Origin of the sequence: Paenibacillus sp. FSL A5-0031 (genome assembly GCF_001956295.1) — a bacterium.
GTDB lineage: Bacteria > Bacillota > Bacilli > Paenibacillales > Paenibacillaceae > Pristimantibacillus.
The window spans coordinates 16,024-33,061 of the sequence record NZ_MRTD01000035.1; the positions used below are offsets into that span (position 1 = coordinate 16,024).

12 protein-coding genes, 1 tRNA gene and 1 riboswitch are annotated in these 17,038 nt (G+C 44.4%); of the genes, 2 read left to right on the top strand and 11 right to left on the bottom strand.

From position 1 onward, the window contains the following. Positions 1-120: 120 nt before the first annotated feature. The 9 genes from BK120_RS32965 to BK120_RS33005 all read right to left on the bottom strand — a co-directional run bounded on the left by BK120_RS32965 (position 121) and on the right by BK120_RS33005 (position 14,250). The gene (locus BK120_RS32965) at positions 121-3,033 is read right to left on the bottom strand and encodes a sensor domain-containing protein (RefSeq protein ID WP_076271702.1); all 2,913 of its coding nucleotides are present in this window, start codon (positions 3,031-3,033) and stop codon (positions 121-123) included. Between the two features lie 84 nt (positions 3,034-3,117). Continuing rightward, positions 3,118-3,203, bottom strand: a riboswitch (cyclic di-GMP riboswitch). A 116-nt stretch (positions 3,204-3,319) separates the two neighbouring features. Then, positions 3,320-5,905, bottom strand: a complete 2,586-nt coding sequence (locus BK120_RS32970) for a metallophosphoesterase (RefSeq protein WP_076271703.1) — start codon at positions 5,903-5,905, stop codon at positions 3,320-3,322. A 5-nt stretch (positions 5,906-5,910) separates the two neighbouring features. Next, a complete protein-coding gene (locus BK120_RS32975) occupies positions 5,911-7,176 on the bottom strand; it encodes a methyltransferase domain-containing protein (protein WP_076271704.1) in 1,266 nt (421 codons plus the stop codon). A 40-nt stretch (positions 7,177-7,216) separates the two neighbouring features. Beyond that, complete coding sequence (locus BK120_RS32980; protein ID WP_076271705.1) at positions 7,217-7,999, bottom strand: nucleotidyltransferase domain-containing protein; 783 nt, start codon at positions 7,997-7,999, stop codon at positions 7,217-7,219. A gap of 267 nt (positions 8,000-8,266) precedes the next feature. Continuing rightward, on the bottom strand, positions 8,267-9,685 hold the full coding sequence (locus BK120_RS32985; RefSeq protein WP_076271706.1) for an RtcB family protein: 1,419 nt from the start codon (positions 9,683-9,685) through the stop codon (positions 8,267-8,269). A 332-nt stretch (positions 9,686-10,017) separates the two neighbouring features. Further along, entirely contained in the window at positions 10,018-11,502 is a 1,485-nt protein-coding gene (locus BK120_RS32990) for a nicotinate phosphoribosyltransferase (protein WP_076271707.1), read from the bottom strand. A 1-nt stretch (position 11,503) separates the two neighbouring features. Continuing rightward, positions 11,504-12,313: a ribose-phosphate diphosphokinase gene (locus tag BK120_RS32995; protein ID WP_076271708.1), complete on the bottom strand. Its 810-nt coding sequence runs from the start codon at positions 12,311-12,313 to the stop codon at positions 11,504-11,506. Positions 12,314-12,336: 23 nt separating this feature from the next. Continuing rightward, complete coding sequence (locus BK120_RS33000) at positions 12,337-13,101, bottom strand: NUDIX domain-containing protein (protein WP_076271709.1); 765 nt, start codon at positions 13,099-13,101, stop codon at positions 12,337-12,339. A 153-nt stretch (positions 13,102-13,254) separates the two neighbouring features. Further along, a complete protein-coding gene (locus BK120_RS33005) occupies positions 13,255-14,250 on the bottom strand; it encodes a Gfo/Idh/MocA family protein (RefSeq protein ID WP_076271710.1) in 996 nt (331 codons plus the stop codon). Between the two features lie 196 nt (positions 14,251-14,446). Between BK120_RS33005 and BK120_RS33010 the strand changes: the two genes are divergently transcribed. Then, complete coding sequence (locus BK120_RS33010) at positions 14,447-14,842, top strand: GntR family transcriptional regulator (protein ID WP_076271711.1); 396 nt, start codon at positions 14,447-14,449, stop codon at positions 14,840-14,842. A gap of 10 nt (positions 14,843-14,852) precedes the next feature. After that, positions 14,853-16,235: a DUF5808 domain-containing protein gene (locus tag BK120_RS33015; RefSeq protein WP_076271712.1), complete on the top strand. Its 1,383-nt coding sequence runs from the start codon at positions 14,853-14,855 to the stop codon at positions 16,233-16,235. A 38-nt stretch (positions 16,236-16,273) separates the two neighbouring features. On the opposite strand, the gene BK120_RS33020 is transcribed toward BK120_RS33015, so the two are convergent. Beyond that, positions 16,274-16,870, bottom strand: coding sequence for a P-loop nucleotide/nucleoside kinase family protein (locus tag BK120_RS33020; protein WP_076271713.1), 597 nt, complete (start codon positions 16,868-16,870; stop codon positions 16,274-16,276). Between the two features lie 81 nt (positions 16,871-16,951). Further along, positions 16,952-17,026, bottom strand: a tRNA-Gly gene (locus BK120_RS33025). Positions 17,027-17,038: the final 12 nt, after the last annotated feature.

A 17,038-nucleotide genomic window follows, 5' to 3' on the forward strand; every position in this document is an offset into this window, starting at 1 on the left:
TTCAATAACTACTATTTCCTTTTACCCAAAGACCGATGCGGCAAAACTTTTATGTTGCACAAAAAAAGCATTTCACGCCCCGGTTTTACCGAATGTAAAATACTTTTTTCATCTCATTTTTTAATTATGTTTTTTCAATTCCTTAATCCGGAGTATCGGATCTCCTACATACACTTGTGTTTGAGGAAGCATGCCATCACGCTGCTTAATGGCTAGGAAATTAAGCGTATTGACGAGCTCATCCTGCTGCTTTTCTTTTAATTGAAATTGCACACCATATTCATAAATGTCTTTGCCCAGTTCATTGTACCAGACGATAAATCCGAATAGCACATACATTTGATTAAGAATTTTCGTCTTGAACATCAAGAGAATATCGCTGTTAACGGGCAGCTTCACACCTACCATAAACCGGAGGCCCCCTGGTCCGATGTTTCGAACAAACACCTCTGTACTCCCAAGTTTCACACTGCTTCCTTTGAACATCGTAATGGTCATCTCTGCCAATAGACAATGCTTCAAATCGATTCGAAAGCTTTTTCTCCGATTAACGAGCACTTCTTTACTAGGCATAAATAAAGCAGGCTCTTTACAAGATCTCCTGCTCAATAGTTGTACGATGCTGTCTGGCTCTACAGGACGACTGAAATAATAACCTTGGATTTCATCGCATCGCTGCTCGCGTAAATAGTTGAATTGCTCCTTCGTTTCAACGCCTTCAGCCACCACCTGCATGCCCAGCTCGCCAGCCAATTGAATAATGCATTCGATAATGCTCTTATTTCTCCGATCTGTCATCAACTCCTCGATAAATGACCGATCAATTTTGATCGTATCGAGTGCCAATCGCTTCAATAAATAAAGAGAGGAATAGCCGGTTCCAAAATCATCAAGCGATACTTTGATTTTTCTTTTCTTCAGCTCCAGCAGCAATTCAGTCACCGCATTCTCATTGCTAATAAAGGAGCTTTCCGTTATTTCAATTTCCAATCGATCTTGGGAAATTCCTGTCTCCTCGATAATCTGATCGATGGTATGCAATATATTTTGCTGAAGAAGCTGCTGCACCGAAAAGTTAACCGATAGCGTAACCGAAGGCAGGCCTAAGCTCTGCCACCGTTTATGCTGTATACAGGCTTCGCGAAGCACCCATTCTCCTATCGATACAATAAGCCCCGTTTCCTCTGCGATCGGTATAAATTCAGACGGAGCAACCAATCCCCAATCCGGATGATTCCAGCGCAGCAGTGCTTCAACACCAACAATTTCCATCGTTTGCGAATGTACGCGAGGCATATAATGAAGGAACAGCTCTCCTCTTTCCTGCGCTTTACGCAAATCATTGCTGAGTGAAAACAATTTGAATGATTGCACATTTAAAGAAGCGGAATAGCACTGTGATTGGTTGCTGCCTCTGGACTTCGCATGATAAAGAGCCGCATTCGCATTTTTCATCAACTGCTCCACCGAGCTCCCATCGCCAGGCGATTGACTGATTCCAATACTTGCGGTTACATTCAGCTCATATCCTTCTATCAAAAATTGCTCATTAATAAGCCTAATAATAGTAGCTGCCATATCCTTGATTTCGTTTTGCTGCTTTACATCAGCTATAATAATTGCAAATTCGTCTCCGCCAAGTCGGAATACGGTTTGGCCATCACGTAAATTGCTCATCAATCGGAAGGCGATTTGTTTCAGCAGCTCATCCCCAATCGGATGCCCCAGCGTATCATTTACATATTTGAAACGATCTACGTCAATCAGCATGATCGCCAGCCTTTGCTTAAAATACTCGCTTACCCTTAGCTGCTTATCTAGCTGGTCTTCAAACATTCTGCGATTTGGCATCTCCGTTAAATAATCGTGGTAAGCCAAATATTGATTTAATTCCTCAGCCTTGCTCCGATCCGTAACATCAAGGACTACGCCAACGATCGCCTGCTCACCCATATTTGACACTTGATTATAGTGCACTTCGCAATGAATAATCGTCCCATCTTGTTTAATGGCTCTGTGGCAGAAATTAGATAAAGAATGCCCCTCCTGCAACTTCGTTAGCTGATTAACGACGGCTTCACGGTCTGACGGATGGATCGTCTGTATAATATCCATACCGATCAAGGAGTCATAACCAAACATTTTATTGAGCTGATCGTTTGAATAAACGAAGTTGTTTTTTTGCGCGACAAAAATACCTACAATGGATTGCTCAACAATACTGCGGTATTTTAATTCGGTCTCAGTCAACGATTGCTCAATCATTTTTTGCTGCGTAATATCCTTGGCAATGCCGTAGACGCCGATAAGCTTTTTATTAATAATGATTGGAATATTGGTCACATTAAATTCGACCGTTTGCCCTGTTCTCGTAATGCCTGTCGTATCATAGTTTTGAGGATTCAGCGTCTTGACCGTTTGCTCAAAATATTGAATCGTTTTATCCAGTGCTGCGGCATCTACAAATTTATGAAAACTATCATTTATAATTTCCTCTTTCGTATATCCAAACACTTGCTCGAGCACAGAATTGCATGACAAAAAACGCCCTTGTGCATCTAAAGAAAAGACCGCGTCAGGGTTGTTTTCAAATATCGATTTATAAAGCTGCTCTTCTAGTGTGAGGCGATGCTGTATTTTTTTATTGTCCGTTACATCCTGAATCATGCCTATCGTCAACAATATCTCGTTTTCAGCATTCCGTATGAACGTAATGTTTTCCACCACATATCTAACTTCACCGCCTTGACGAACGATTCTGTACTCGGAAACGCTTTCCTTTTTTGATTCAATGGCAAGGTGGAACTGCTCATTAACGCGCTGACGATCTTCGGGATGTACAAACTCAAAAAATTGTTCAATCGTCATCGAGAAATCAGATTTCATACCATATATTTCGAACATTTGATTCGACCAGGATGCTTCTCTGCGAATATGGTCAAACTCCCAGTAACCTAAATTGGCTAACTTTTGAACAATATTAAAACTACCAACATTAACATTTCCATTAAAACGTTTAATCATTTGTTTCATTGCTAAATATCCCCTCTTATTCATAACGTAGGCGGTAACCTGAAGTTTTTAAGGAGAGGATATAGGTATGTTATCACTCATCCTTTTGGCAACCCAGCCACCTTTGGAAATTTCCTTTAGGCCTGTTGGCTTTGCGTCATTGTCTTTCGACAACTTTGCTTTTTACTAGGACTTTTTACATATACCAGTATTCCATATTATTCCGATATATACCATAACCAATTTCATAATAGGTCGAATGATGTAGAAAAACCTCCCATTTTGGGAGGTATGGTATATTGATGTTTTACAATCTAGGATCGATTTCCTTCTCTTTGGCAACTTCAAACAAAAGATTCGCAACAGCCGCTTGATATCCATCGTTTTCTGGGGCAATTTCAGCAAAAGGAATCGCCAGCATATGCTGTCCTAGCCGGTACTCGTTAAATGATGTACGAAGCTTTTGCGTAATATTTTTTTGCTTGATGAGCTTATTGTACTTGTGCGGAAATCTATAATCATAACCGTAAATAATAGACATGTATTCCTTATTGCGCACTTTCATATAGGGAACCGTGTACGGCTGAAGCATCTCGGGCTTAATCACGACACCTTCCATATGATTGTCTACCGTTAGCGTGTAGAAATATTTTTCTGCAAGCTCATAGCTCTCCGCATCAGACAGCACAAGCGTGAGGAATGGATCGTCAGAGAGGAATCGATACATCTCAGAGGTTTTCCACGCTGGCAGCTGCTCGCTTCCGTCTACGTATACGATTTTGAGCAGCGAAAATGGCTTGTATTCAAGTTCCCCTGCCTCGGCATACAGCTCCAGCTGCCTCTTATACGTTTCATATGCTTGGATATGCTCGTCAATTGGCCTATTTTTCTCAAGAACAGAATGAACATGCTTAAAGTTTTGATAGACGGCTAGGCCATATTTCTCATTAATAGCCCCTTTGCTAAGGTGAAACTGATCCTTTTCAAAACCGCTTTCCTTGAAATCATACGCAAGCTTTCCGAACGCTTCCTCGAATCCATTCGCCTTCAGGAAAGCAAGCTCTGTCTCAAGCCCCTTCTCAATTGGCTTAAACTGCTTTTCAATGAGACCTTCTCCCAGCGCCTCCCATGGCAAAAGCTCGCCATCGAGCAGGAGCATCGATATATCATTTTCCTTCATGTAGCGTCCGAATCTTTGCAGCAGTCGCTCATAAACAGCGGTCAGGTCAACCTTATTTATTTTGTACCCATTGCGGCTCACTGCAAAACATTGCTCGATATCTGCATGCAAATAAACATTGCAGCGTGATCCCATGTATTTGGGCTGCAGCACGACCTCTTTAACACCGCGCTCCACAAAATAGTTCAGCCCTTTCCTCAGCGATTCCAGCTCCCCCGCCGCTTCATCCTTATCTGCAGGAGACATGGTTCCTGAGATAAAGTTAATTTTATTGCGCGAGCAATACTGCAATCTGCGGGCTTCATCATCATCCAGCTCCTGCAGCGATACTTTGCGTTCCTCTTTGAAGAGAGCAGGAAGCTCGCCTTCCATGCCGGCTATTGACGATTTCTGTGATTTGAAAGTCGGCTTCATCGACAGAGAAACCGAGGTCAGCAGATTTCCGTGAACTGCGCCTGAATCCAAATGGATTTTATTTCTGATCCGAAATGCTTGTTTAGCAGCCACATGCCCAAAAACATGATACGGCTGGTTTCCTGCTGCATCCCGCTTCAGAAAAGCAAGCTGTGCTTCAATCGGCGCCGATCGGTCGAGTCTAAAATTGCGCTGATGACGGACCGAATTCACATCCAGCTTGCCTATATATTTGTTCTCGCATGGCGCGTGAGTCACATAAAAGGATGGTCCTGCTTTTCCTACCATTCTGTAGAGAGGCTTCGACAACGATACGAGATGATTAAACTTCTGAAGCAGCTCATCATCGCCTCTCAGTACCTCCGTTGAATCGAAGTAGGCATGCAGCAGCTCCTCTTCCACACCTTTAATTTCACCGCGCATATATTTATGGACAAAGTTTTCATGATTGCCAAGCACAAACAAAAACTTATCCTGATTCGTATATAGGAAATCAATGATTTCCTTTGTGCGGCTTCCCTTATCGATCCAGTCACCAACGAGCAATACTTTTGTACCGCTGACCTTTCCTGTCTCAACCAGTACATTGCCCTCTAGTTGAAACCCATGGCTAACGAGCAAAGCCTTCAGCTCATCCACACATTCGTGAACGTCACCGACGATAATCGTCTTCTGGTCCAGCGGTAAAAAAACATCCAAATACTCAGCAGCATCCTCGACTATAACTTTATAATCCGGATTCGCAACCTTATCCATAGGGGAATAAAAATCTTTAGCCCGCACCTTGTGAACTTTGCTGTATTTCTCCCTCGAGAGCGAACCAAGCACATCCTTGCGCAAACGATTAATGTGGCTCGTTATCAGCTTCTTCGAACGCTCCGATGAATAATAATCATCCCGCTTCTTGTAATCAAACAGCACGACTTCAAGGTTGTAGTTGTTTTCCTTTGCAACCTCCCTCACTCTCGCCCGGAAATCCTCCGACAACCCTGTTGTATCCACGACAACAAATTCCGCATTAATGGGGAAAGTAGTGACCAGCCGCAGCTTCTCGAACAAAAGGCGGAAAGCCTGATCGCTCGCTTCAAGCATGATTTGATCATATTTATCATAATCAGAGCCTAGAAGCTCCTGTCTAATGCTATCGGATGAAATATATTGCACGTTCGCATTCATGCCCTTGCTGTCATCCCTAAATCGCAGCTGCGGCATCAGCACTTCGTTTGCAAAGGTTGTTTTCCCGCATTCCGTCGTGCCAATCATCATAAAAATCGTATGGACTCTCGTTCTCATTTCCATTGACGCTACTCTCTCCTCTTCCGCAAAATCGCACCCTGCGTCGTTTGTATACCGTTCACTCCATCGCCGATTGCGACAAATTGGCTTTCCACGGATTGATCTTTAATCGTTTCGAGCAGCCACTCTTGAAATTCCGCTCGCCCAAGCTCCCATTTATGGTCATCATGCCGGAAGTCTTCCAGCTCATAATAAGCATTAAACTCTGCATTCGGTGTTGTCAGCACAAAATAATCAAAATCAACATGTTCGCATATTTTCCGTATCAGAACAGCTGCCTCATTTAGGCTCATATGCTCAATAACCTCGGTCAAAATGACATCCACCTGCTCGCCGTTATAGGCCTCTAGAAAGTGTTCAATGGAAGAAAAGGTAGCGATGTTGTCCAGTTCCTTTGCTTTCGCTTTCCGCTCTACCACCTCTAGCAGCGGCTCATGGATATCAACCGCGTAGTAGCTGTCTTCAATCTTGGACGCAAATGGAATCGCATAGAAACCTTCTCCACACCCTACATCGAGAATGGCCTTATTGAACGGAAGCACGCTTCCGATATAGCTTCTCCGCTGCTGAGCCGTCCCGCCGAAGGAGAGTTGAACCGCATAACGATCTGTTTTCTCCAGCTCTTCTTTATATTTCTTGAACCGGTCTCTTGAAGCTAGAAAATTGCGGGCAAACAAGCTTCGTATATAAAAGGGCGCGTCGATAATTTGAATACTCTTCACATATTTAATCAACACATCATCAGAAATATCGATGTATTCGTCGCTGAACATCGAAAGGAAGAGACAAAGCACACTAACGACATGCATAAGCTCATATAACGATTTATGCGTCTTAATGGTAAGCGAATAGCTCTTATGCGCCAGGTGTACAGCTTCAAATGTATAGTCGGTAAGATGTTTCTCAAAAAAATGAATATATCGCAAGAGCTCAATATGAATCATATTGATATGGAAGGTATGCTCGTATTGCTCCGTGTCACTCGAATGCTGCGCTTTGAGCGGCGCTGCAAAAAATTCATTGATCGCTCCCAGTACAAAGAGCGGCGTATTATATCGCGATACATTGAGGTACTCAAATTGGTCCTGCCTATGCTGCTTGTATGAAACCTCATTGTCAGCATCCTTAAAATAAACGTTGAAGGTTGCTTCATCGGTATACCAGCCGTAGGCCATTCCTTTGCGAACAGCGCGCAGCAGCATGCCTGACCCCGGGTTTTTTCTAATGACGAACGAAAAGCTTGGGTTCGTCGATTTCACTTGCACGATAGCCATCCTTAACTTCCCCTTACTTATCAATTAAAAGCAACACTATTTAATCCCAAACCTCTTGTAATGCGCTGCGGAACAAGTCATCAAGCTGATTGTCCTGCGCAGTTCCCCCTTGACCCATTGCCAATGCGATTTGTTCAAAATGAACCATTCGCTCCTCCAAATAGGTATTAATAACTTGAAGCCTAGGCTCATAATCGAGCTCGTCGCCCGCTTTTTTCCTGCGCAGCAATTGTTCAACCGTAGCCCTCAGCTCGCTCTGCTCAGGAATAAGCGCCTCTACTAAACGATCAAATTCGATTGGAGGCATCGAGTTGTACTTCGCAATCCAGCCGCAAGCAAGAATCGGCCTTAACACATAAAAATACTTTTTTATTTTCACTTGCTCGCCTTGCAGATACTCTCGGTAGTTCCCTTTAGCCATATGGAGATAATGGTACATGCATGACTTCGGCGAGAAAGATAACGGAGAGGCGCTGCGGATTTGTTTGGCTACTGAGTATTTCGTAAAGTATGGAATCGGTGATTGCAGCCATTCGAGCAGCGGCGGATTCGACTTGCGAAACAGATTAAGCGCTTTGCGCAAATCCCAGCCGTTTATATCGAGCAGATCGCTAATAGGGCGTTCGATTACATCTCTTTTGTCAAATATCGATAAATACCATTCCACCGGCCTGACATAAATAAATCGAACATCGTAATCGCTATCCTTAGAAGGAAACCCCCACGCCCTACTTCCTGATTCACACGCATAAACGATGCGAACCTGTTCCTCCCGCTCGATTTTACCCAGCTCCAGCAAAATATTTTCATGTATGTTGGTCATTCTAGACACTCCTTTACTCAGCTTCTTCTTGCAAAAAAAAAAGACCATGGACAAGATCGTCCATAGTCTAGGAAAAAGAATAGTCAGCAATGCAGCTAACACGAGGTCAGTACACGCTTCCCTTCAAATACCAAACAACGGGTCCGAGGAGTGGAGCTATTCTCTTTGCTTCGATTAAAAGAATTGTGCCGTTCATCATTTACGTTAACTAGCTGTACTTCTAGATATTGGTTAAACATTCTCCTCGTCCCCCTTCTTTTCCTTTATTTACGTTCCTTTGACAGCAGCTAACGGTTTGCATTTCGCTACGACCTGCGCAAGCCCCGCACCGACTACACTCTCAATGATTTGATCTACATCCTTGTATGCCTGCGGTGATTCATCGACCAGCGATTCCATAGAGCGCTGGTTTACGACGATTTCATCATCCGTGCCTACACGCATTGCAATAGCGACCTCTTCTACCGATACGAGCTGCTTTGTTGCGTTCCGTGACCTGATTCGTCCTGCGCCATGACAGATGGAATAATGATTCGCTTTTCCTGCAGCACTTCCGACCATAATATACGAGGCAGTGCCCATCGATCCTGGTATAAGCGCCGGATGCCCCGTGCAAAGGTAAGGCTCAGGGTTATCCGGATGTCCTGCCGGCAGCGCTCTTGTTGCACCCTTCCGATGCACGAAAAACGATTGCTCATCCTGCTCTTCCTCCCATGCGTAGTTATGCATGAGATCATACAGCGTGCGCAGCTCAAATTTGGAGCCGAATACATCCTTGCCAGCCTCCCTGACAGCATAAGCAATCAAGTGGCGATTCACGACCGCATAATTTAAGGCCGAGTACATGAGGTTGACATACGTTTGTCCGAGCGGATGGGATAACGGCGCATATAGCAGCTTAGGATCAGCGGTGCCTATGCCTTCCTGACGCATCATTTTGGCAATGTCCGTGCTGCAATATTGACTAACCGCACCGCCCCAAGCCCGCGAGCCGGAATGAATCATAATGATCACTTGGCCGTCGAACAGCCCCCATGCTTCGGCAATTTCTCTGTTTTCCTCGGCAATTTCAATCGCTTGAATTTCTACAAAATGATTGCCGCCGCCAAGTGTGCCAAGCTGGCGATGCGCGCGATGCCAGACAGCTTCCGGAAACTTCTCCAGCACCTCTTCGTCAAAATCAAAACGGCTGCTCTCCACATGGGTCAAGGAGGTAGCTTTGCGCGGCGTGTAGGCATCAGGAATATATTTTTTTGGCAAGCCGTGCAAGCCCTTCTTCACGATATTCTCAAGTCTAATATCGGAGAAGTAACCTCTTGCATGCTCCTCGACTGGCATATATTTCTCAATAGCCTTAACCAGCCTCCGCCGCAGCTTTACTTCCTTCAAATCATCCTTATGCAAATTTGTAAGCTGTACGCGCATCCCGCATCCAATATCGCTGCCTACGATGGAAGGAGATACGTAGCCATCACTCGCATTCCATACCGCTGTTGTACCGATACAGGTTCCCACGCCAACATGCACATCAGGCGTATAGCTCATATATACTTGATTCGGTATTTGTAAGTTGTTGTTCGCCATTTCAAACACTTTATAATCCAAGGACGCGAATAGCTCTGGTCCTGCATAAACATGCACCTGCCCCGAAGGCAGCTTTACTTGCTGATAATACGTTTCTTTCATATCCGATAATCTCCTCAAAATTCAAATGAACACAAAAAAGCCATGGACCCCAAAAAGTCCATGGCTTAATCTTGCGCCTTTATTTCCCAATCGTTGCAGCTTGCAGCATACAAGATTTTAGAAAATAGTCACAGGCCCCGAAGAGGCCGATGAAATGGACTTGCTATATTTAGTTGCATGATTACGTTCAAAATTTAGCACGAACATTGTCATCGACCTCCTTTCATTTGATTTACATCATAATAATCTGATCACCCAACTTCTGTCAACACATTTATAATAAACCAAAAATAAGATGCTCGAAGGAGCATCTTATTTTCACGGATAAAAACTTATAAATGAGCCAATAAGTTCGCGCGCACCTCAGTCAGCGTCAAATCGCGAACTAGCTTCCCATCCTCAAACACTACTTCGAGCTGATCCTCTGCTTTACGAGCTTCATATTCCGCTACGCTAAGATTGTCGGTATAAGCAAGTTTCCCGTCCTGCTCCGTAACGAGGACAAGACCTGTCTGCGACTTCTTCACGCCATTATCTGTTTTGGGATCCTTATAGATTTTGCGCTCCTCGCCATTCACAATGGTAAACGTCGATTTTAATGCGAAGCCGAATGTATCCCGCGTATTGTACTGGTAAGTGAACGATCCGATCCCATACACCATATTCGTCGATGCAAAACCTTTCGCTGCCAGCTTCTCGCAAATTTCCTTGCAGCGCGAAATCGTAATCGCATCTCCATAGATCGCCCCGATGTGGCTATCTAGCTGCTTATACCCCTTCTCCGTAACCGTGCCGCCAAAAATATCCCAGAGTATTTCAATAACGCCTTTGCGCTCGAATTCACTCTCACCATCCGGGTCGCCGCAAATGATTTTGACCGGATCTCCGCTGTCGGGACGAATGACCACCTTGCCGTCCCTGCTCATAATATCATCCTTCAAGCCGCGAATGACCACGTCCAGCACACTCCATAAATCCCAAGTATCCGATACGATCGAGACAAAGCCATTTGGGTATACCTCTTTGATCAAATAGCGGTACGATGCCATCTCGTCACGTCCGTGCGCGCACATAACGCTGTGCTCGGTTGCCGGAATCGACGTACCTACCAATTCTTTTTCTATATTCGCATTATAATAGTTTTCCAAATACAATATCGCTGGTATCGTATCTGTTCCCGTGAACGATAGGAGATGGCCTGCGCTGCTGCCGAGCGCCGATTCAAGCGCACCCATGCCGCGCATCGAGAAGTCGTGGCCTTGGAACGGTACGCCTGCTGTATCGCCGTTTGTCTGCAGCGCATAGGCTTCTAAAATTTTGCGATATTCAAAAGCTAGCGTAGCGCTCGTAGCCGGCATCCACAGCTGGCACGACATCAACGTCTCCAAATAGTTCGTCAGCCAGAAAAATTCCGGCTTCGTGTTCTCAATAGTCAGCATTGGTACTCTTATCGGTACTAATGCACCTTCTTTAATCGCCTTAATCTTGATCGGCAAATATCCAAGATCGTGCAGCTCCTCAATATGCGATGCATCGGGATTCGCTTCTCCAAGCGCATATTGAATGAGCCTCTTGTACTCATGCGCTACCTCTGCCTTTGTTCTTGCAAAGAAGTGCTCATTAAAATAATCGATGAGATATTGTTTGATAAACGATTGGAAGCCAAAAGCGACAACCTCGTTAATATCATCTAGTCGGCTAGTGCGAGCGGTCCACGTCGAGTAAACGAGCTCCGTTCCTTTTGGATACTGATTTTTATGGCTCACCTTGTAAAAGTCACATAGCAGCGTAGCTGGATAAACAAATGTTTGCGTCATCTTATAGGCCTCCCATTGCGAATATGTGAATTTTGTCATGCTCTGCTTGATGAAGTATGGTATCGGTCGTGTACACCTTATCAATAAGATCCGTTTCTAATATTTTCCCTTTGTAGATCGAATGCTCGCAGTGTCCTACCAGCAAATAAATATGCGTGGCTCCAAGTGCCTTCAGCTTCTCTGCGCTAAGCATAAACGTGCCGCCATACGAACAAAGATCATCAACAATGATGGCCTTAAAGCCCTCACTCGGGGTATGTCCAACGACATCCAGACTCTTGATTTGGCCGGTCTGAAAATCTCTCGCTTTGTAACCTACCAGCTGCTGGTAGCCTTGAACCTTGCTGTAACGTTTCTGCGCCCCTGCATCAGGGAAAAAAAGATAGTCCATCTCCGAATCAAAACCTACTTCGTTCGCGACTTGCTCAAGCAGCTGAATCGTTGGATATTTGCCGATACTGCGATCGATCAGCGCCAGCGATACATCGGAATGCGGCTCGATAATCGTAACCGACTCAAAGTTCATGTTATTGATAAAGGCAGCTGTATATTTTAACGTAAAGGCAGAAGTACCTTCGACTCGATCCATTCGGCTGTACGGCAAATAATAAATGGTCAACGTACATTTAACGCGCCGATCATCGAGATAGCTCTTGATGAACATCAGCTTAACCAGATCGCCATCATTCTCATATTTCCATACGATCGTATTGAATTCCGCCATATGCGTAAGAATTTCATCGCCATTTATGAGCGTCTCCCCATTCGGAAACTGTTTTAACCCAAGCTCTACTCCATTAAACTTCAGCATGATTTCACTCTCCTCGTAAGCGTTCAGCTATAAATAGACAATCTTGGCTCTTCCTTTGTAAAAAGATACAATTGCGCTGCTCGCTGCGAATATTGATTGGATTGCTTCGGATTTCCATTCGTATCCGTCGCCTCCTCAATAATCGTGCTGCGACTTTTCGTTGAAGTCAATTTGCGAATGAAATTTTTCTCCTCAAAGTCAGGAACAACCGTTTTTATTACCTGATACAGCTCACTAAGCGTAAACTCCTCTGGCAGAAACTCCTTCGCTATCTTCGTAGTCAGCATTTTCTTGCGAATCTCTTGCAGCGCGTCGGTCAAGATTTGCTTATGGTCAAATGCCAAATCCATTTGAAGCGCTTCTTCGACTGTAAACAATTGAACATCCGATGCATCCACAGCCGCAGCTCTTTTCTCAAGTGTACATTCGTTAACGAGAGCTAGAAATGCATGCGAGATAATCCAGCCCCTTGGATCACGGCCAGGCGTGCTATACACGTTAAAATATTCGATATGCACGTCCTCAACCGCTGTCTCTTCTTGCAGCTCGCGTATAGCACAGTCATATACCGTCTCATTTTCCATCGTAAAGCCTCCTGGCAGCGCCCACTGCCCTTCGAAGGGCCATATGTTCCGCTTAATCAGCAGCACCTGCAGCTCCCTCGTAGGCAGCGCCTTCTTAGGCGTTTGCCTTTCTGTCGTTACGATCGTAAAAATGACGATATCTGCTGGTGCGCCATCAGGTGATCGGTAATGATCTGCTGCGTAATTGGATTCATTTTCGACCATTGCTGCTGCACTCCGATCTGTTTCATTTTTTCGATTTGATATTATCATAATGACATTATTAAATTCTTTTGTCAACGGCTGATGTGAAAAATAGGCAATTAGTCACGAATAAGGATATAAAAAAAGAAGCGGCTGCACGCCGCTCCTGTTATATTATTTCGTTTCTATAGCATCCGCAGGGTAGACGAGTCCAATCTGCTTTCTTGCCTCATCCATAATCTCCAGCGTCACGAGTGAATTTGCAAACGTGTTAATGGATGACTCCGTACGGCCAGCTTTAATCAGCTCGATAAATTCCTTCGCTTCATAGTACATCGACTTGCTATTTGAAGGCTGCGAAATATTTTCGCTTGTCCCGTTGCGGTATTGGATTTCAACCTTCCCTATTTCACTGATCTTGTCGATTACGATACTGCCGTTCTCCCCTTGAATCTCAGATGGCAGCGATGAATGTGTAATTTTGGAATACATGATGACCGCATCCATGCTCTCATACTGAAGAACGATGCTTCCTTCCCCATCCACGCCAGAGTCCAGCATGACACCAGTCGCTTTAATTACATCCGGCTTGCCAAATAAGGCTACAAGTGGGTAGACGCAATAAATGCCAAGATCCATAAGCGCCCCGTTTGAGAATACAGGGTTAAAAGCATTAAGCACCGTACCCGCCTTATAGGCATCGTACCTAGACGAATACTGGCAATAGCTCGCAAAATAACGCCGTATCGTTCCAAGCTTGTCAATGTTGTCTTGTACAGCCTTAAACCCTGGCAGCATCGTCGACTTTAACGCCTCCATGAGCAGCACGCCGTTTTCCTTTGCAGCCGCAATCATCTGGCGCAGCTCATGCGCATTCGAAGCGATCGGCTTCTCGCAGAGCACATGAATGCCATGCTTCATGCAAGCAATCGCATGAGCGGCATGAAATGAGTTTGGACTAGCAATGTATACCGCATCAATTTGTCCACTTGCCGCCATCTCTTCGATATCCGTAAATGTAGCAGCAATACTATGTTTTTCCGCAAATGTACTCGCTGTTTCTATCGAACGCGAATAGACAGCAGCTAGTTTGAAATCTTCGACCTCGCTCGCCGCAGAAATAAATGACTCCGTAATCCAGTTTGTACCGATAACGCCGAATCTGATCATAATCGTCTCTCCTTGAAAAATAGATTTATTGGCTAATCGCTTATTATATTTTTATGAAATGAGGAAAGTCTTCTTCTGTTTATTATAGCCATGCCAAGGACTGCCTGTCCAAATGATTCAGCTGCATTTTGACATTTTGTATAATCTGTATTAACATCTCTAATACAAATGATACTTTATTGCTAGGGGTGATCCGATGATTATGACGCTCGACTACAACAGTGATATACCGATCTACGTCCAGCTCCGCAACCAAATTGTCATCGGAATTGGCGTAGGCGGACTCAATTATGGGGAGAAATTGCCAACGGTAAGACAGCTCGCCGATGATTTAGGGGTAAATGCCATGACCGTAAACAAAGCCTATGCCCTTCTCAAAAACGAGGGATACATATCTATTGATCGCCGTCATGGGGCCAAGGTACGCACCGAATGGAGCAAGCAAGCCGATTTTAGCCAAAAGCTGGAGTATGAATTAAAGCTTGTTATTTCTGAGGCTAGTCTTAAAGGTATCGACCAAGAACAATTTATGCACATTTGCTCGAACATCTTTAAAGCCGCAATGAGCAAAAATCATCCCCTGCCAGAATAGGAGACCTTTCATGAACAATATTATTTTAATCGCTCCAGCAGCTATTGCCTACATCACTATTCTTGTTATGTTTTTGAAGCAAGCCGTACCAAGCAATCATATATTGTTTGGTGTAACATTTCCTGCACATGCCTTCGAGGATGCAGAAATGAAGCAGCTTCAAGAAAAATATAAAAAATCATATTTTGTGTATGCTGGCATTACGTTAATAACCTTAGTACCTTTTTTCCTGCTCGATAAATACTTTTCATTAGCCTTTACTTACATGCTGCTTTGGTTTGCAATTTTTTTGTATACATCCAAACTTCCTTTCAACAAAATCCATCATAAAGCCGCTGTGCTCAAACGGGATAAACAATGGTTTGTCGGAGAAAAACGAGTGATCCGCATCGATACCAAAGTAACGCAGCTCAAAAAATCGGTGCTTGTTTCTCCTTATTGGTTCCTATTTCCCGCACTTTTATCTGTCGTCCCTATTATCGTTTCCTTGTTTAACAGCGACGTTCTCTTAAAAATGACCGGCATTGCCTCACTCGCGATGACTGCGATCTTATACATCATTTACATTGCCTTTGGCAAAATGAAGACGAAGGTGTACAGCAAAAACCACGACATCAACGCCGCTATTAACCGCGCAGCACGTCGTTATTGGTCCATGCTTTGGCCTAGCCTTGCTGTTTTTGAGAGCATTAATGCTTTTGTTGCTTATATGATTTTAACACAGGGGAGCTCGCTGAGCTTTACGCAGTGGATGATTGGTATTGTCATGGTATCCCTCTTGCCGCTATGCAGCATCTTTTTTGTACATAACAAGATACAGGCGGTTGAAGAAAGCCTTGCCGAAACAGACGGCCAAAGTATTGTAGCCGATGACGACCACTACTGGATTAATGGCTCTACTTACTACAACCCTGATGATCAGACGATCATGGTTCCTAAGCGTGTTGGAATTGGAACAACGGTCAATATGGCAACCCGGACCGGAAAATGGATTCAATACGGCGGCATCGTGCTTGTCCTTGTAATCGTCATTCCTTTGACTGCTTTTATTGTGCAATCTGACAATACAGCTCCTACTCTAACTATTAAAGAGGACGGTATTGTGTCCATCGATTATCCTTTATACGATTACAGCTTTAATTTAAGTGATGTTAAGGGAATTGCGCTTGAAGAAACGCTCCCAAGCGGATTTAGAACAAATGGCACAGCGACAGCCGAATATGCACGTGGCAACTTTTCCTTAGAGAAGCTGGGTACTGCCAAGCTATATGTATTTAAAAACTCACCGCCGTACATTACCATGCAGCTTGACGGCTTAACCGTTATTTTTAATGAGAAAGACGCCGCCAGAACGAAGGAGCTTTTCGAACAACTAACGGCTAATAAGCTTTAATGCTCATACGGTACTCAACTACTGTTATGTTCGTGCTATTAGAACGCGTCTCCACCATACACGAATTGATCCAGAGATGCTAAAGACTGCTCGTTTAGAGGCGTGGAGTTGTCAAAATAAAGCACTGAGGATGCTGGAATGTTCCATTTCAGCTCTCTCCTCACTAAAGACGGACTAAACTCGCTCCAGTTGTCCAGCTTATACTGATCGAGTATAGATCCCCTTTGCACAATTCGTTCATAATGCACCTTGTCGTCACGGAGATAAACGAATACGACCTTTACCTCAACGTCTGATAAAGAGGCCCCGATTGCGAAGAGCTCCTGCTCAATCCAGTCCGGGGTCTCTGTTTCTTTCGTGAAGGGCCCGATTACAAATATATCGCCGTCATTAGCAATATTCTCAAGTGCAGCATCCATCGTAATGCGATAGCCTAAATCGCGGCACAGTTTTTTATAGAAACTTGAATCCCGGTCATTCGGATCAAGACCTGCCTGCGTCATAAGCGCAACAGCTGCCGGTCTAAGCACCGTATCCATATCAATAATGGCCACACTGCGCCTCTTTGCCAGCGCTTTTGCCAATGTCGTCTTGCCTGCTCCTGCACCGCCTACAAAAAATACTAATTTGCGCATCTCTAACCCCTCATCATTATTAATGTCTTATTCATAACAAAAAAACACCCTGCATTGCAAGGTGTTTTGGATGTGTAAAATTGGAGCGGAAGACGGGAATCGAACCCGCGACCCTCGCCTTGGCAAGGCGATGCTCTACCGCTGAGCCACTTCCGCATATAAATGGCT

Coding starts and splice junctions, on each gene's coding strand:
- BK120_RS32965 (WP_076271702.1), bottom strand. CDS start 3,033: ATGAAACAAATGATTAAACGTTTTAATGGAAATGTTAATGTTGGTAGT.
- BK120_RS32970 (WP_076271703.1), bottom strand. CDS start 5,905: ATGGAAATGAGAACGAGAGTCCATACGATTTTTATGATGATTGGCACG.
- BK120_RS32975 (WP_076271704.1), bottom strand. CDS start 7,176: ATGGCTATCGTGCAAGTGAAATCGACGAACCCAAGCTTTTCGTTCGTC.
- BK120_RS32980 (WP_076271705.1), bottom strand. CDS start 7,999: ATGACCAACATACATGAAAATATTTTGCTGGAGCTGGGTAAAATCGAG.
- BK120_RS32985 (WP_076271706.1), bottom strand. CDS start 9,685: ATGAAAGAAACGTATTATCAGCAAGTAAAGCTGCCTTCGGGGCAGGTG.
- BK120_RS32990 (WP_076271707.1), bottom strand. CDS start 11,502: ATGACGCAAACATTTGTTTATCCAGCTACGCTGCTATGTGACTTTTAC.
- BK120_RS32995 (WP_076271708.1), bottom strand. CDS start 12,313: ATGCTGAAGTTTAATGGAGTAGAGCTTGGGTTAAAACAGTTTCCGAAT.
- BK120_RS33000 (WP_076271709.1), bottom strand. CDS start 13,101: ATGGTCGAAAATGAATCCAATTACGCAGCAGATCATTACCGATCACCT.
- BK120_RS33005 (WP_076271710.1), bottom strand. CDS start 14,250: ATGATCAGATTCGGCGTTATCGGTACAAACTGGATTACGGAGTCATTT.
- BK120_RS33010 (WP_076271711.1), top strand. CDS start 14,447: ATGATTATGACGCTCGACTACAACAGTGATATACCGATCTACGTCCAG.
- BK120_RS33015 (WP_076271712.1), top strand. CDS start 14,853: ATGAACAATATTATTTTAATCGCTCCAGCAGCTATTGCCTACATCACT.
- BK120_RS33020 (WP_076271713.1), bottom strand. CDS start 16,870: ATGCGCAAATTAGTATTTTTTGTAGGCGGTGCAGGAGCAGGCAAGACG.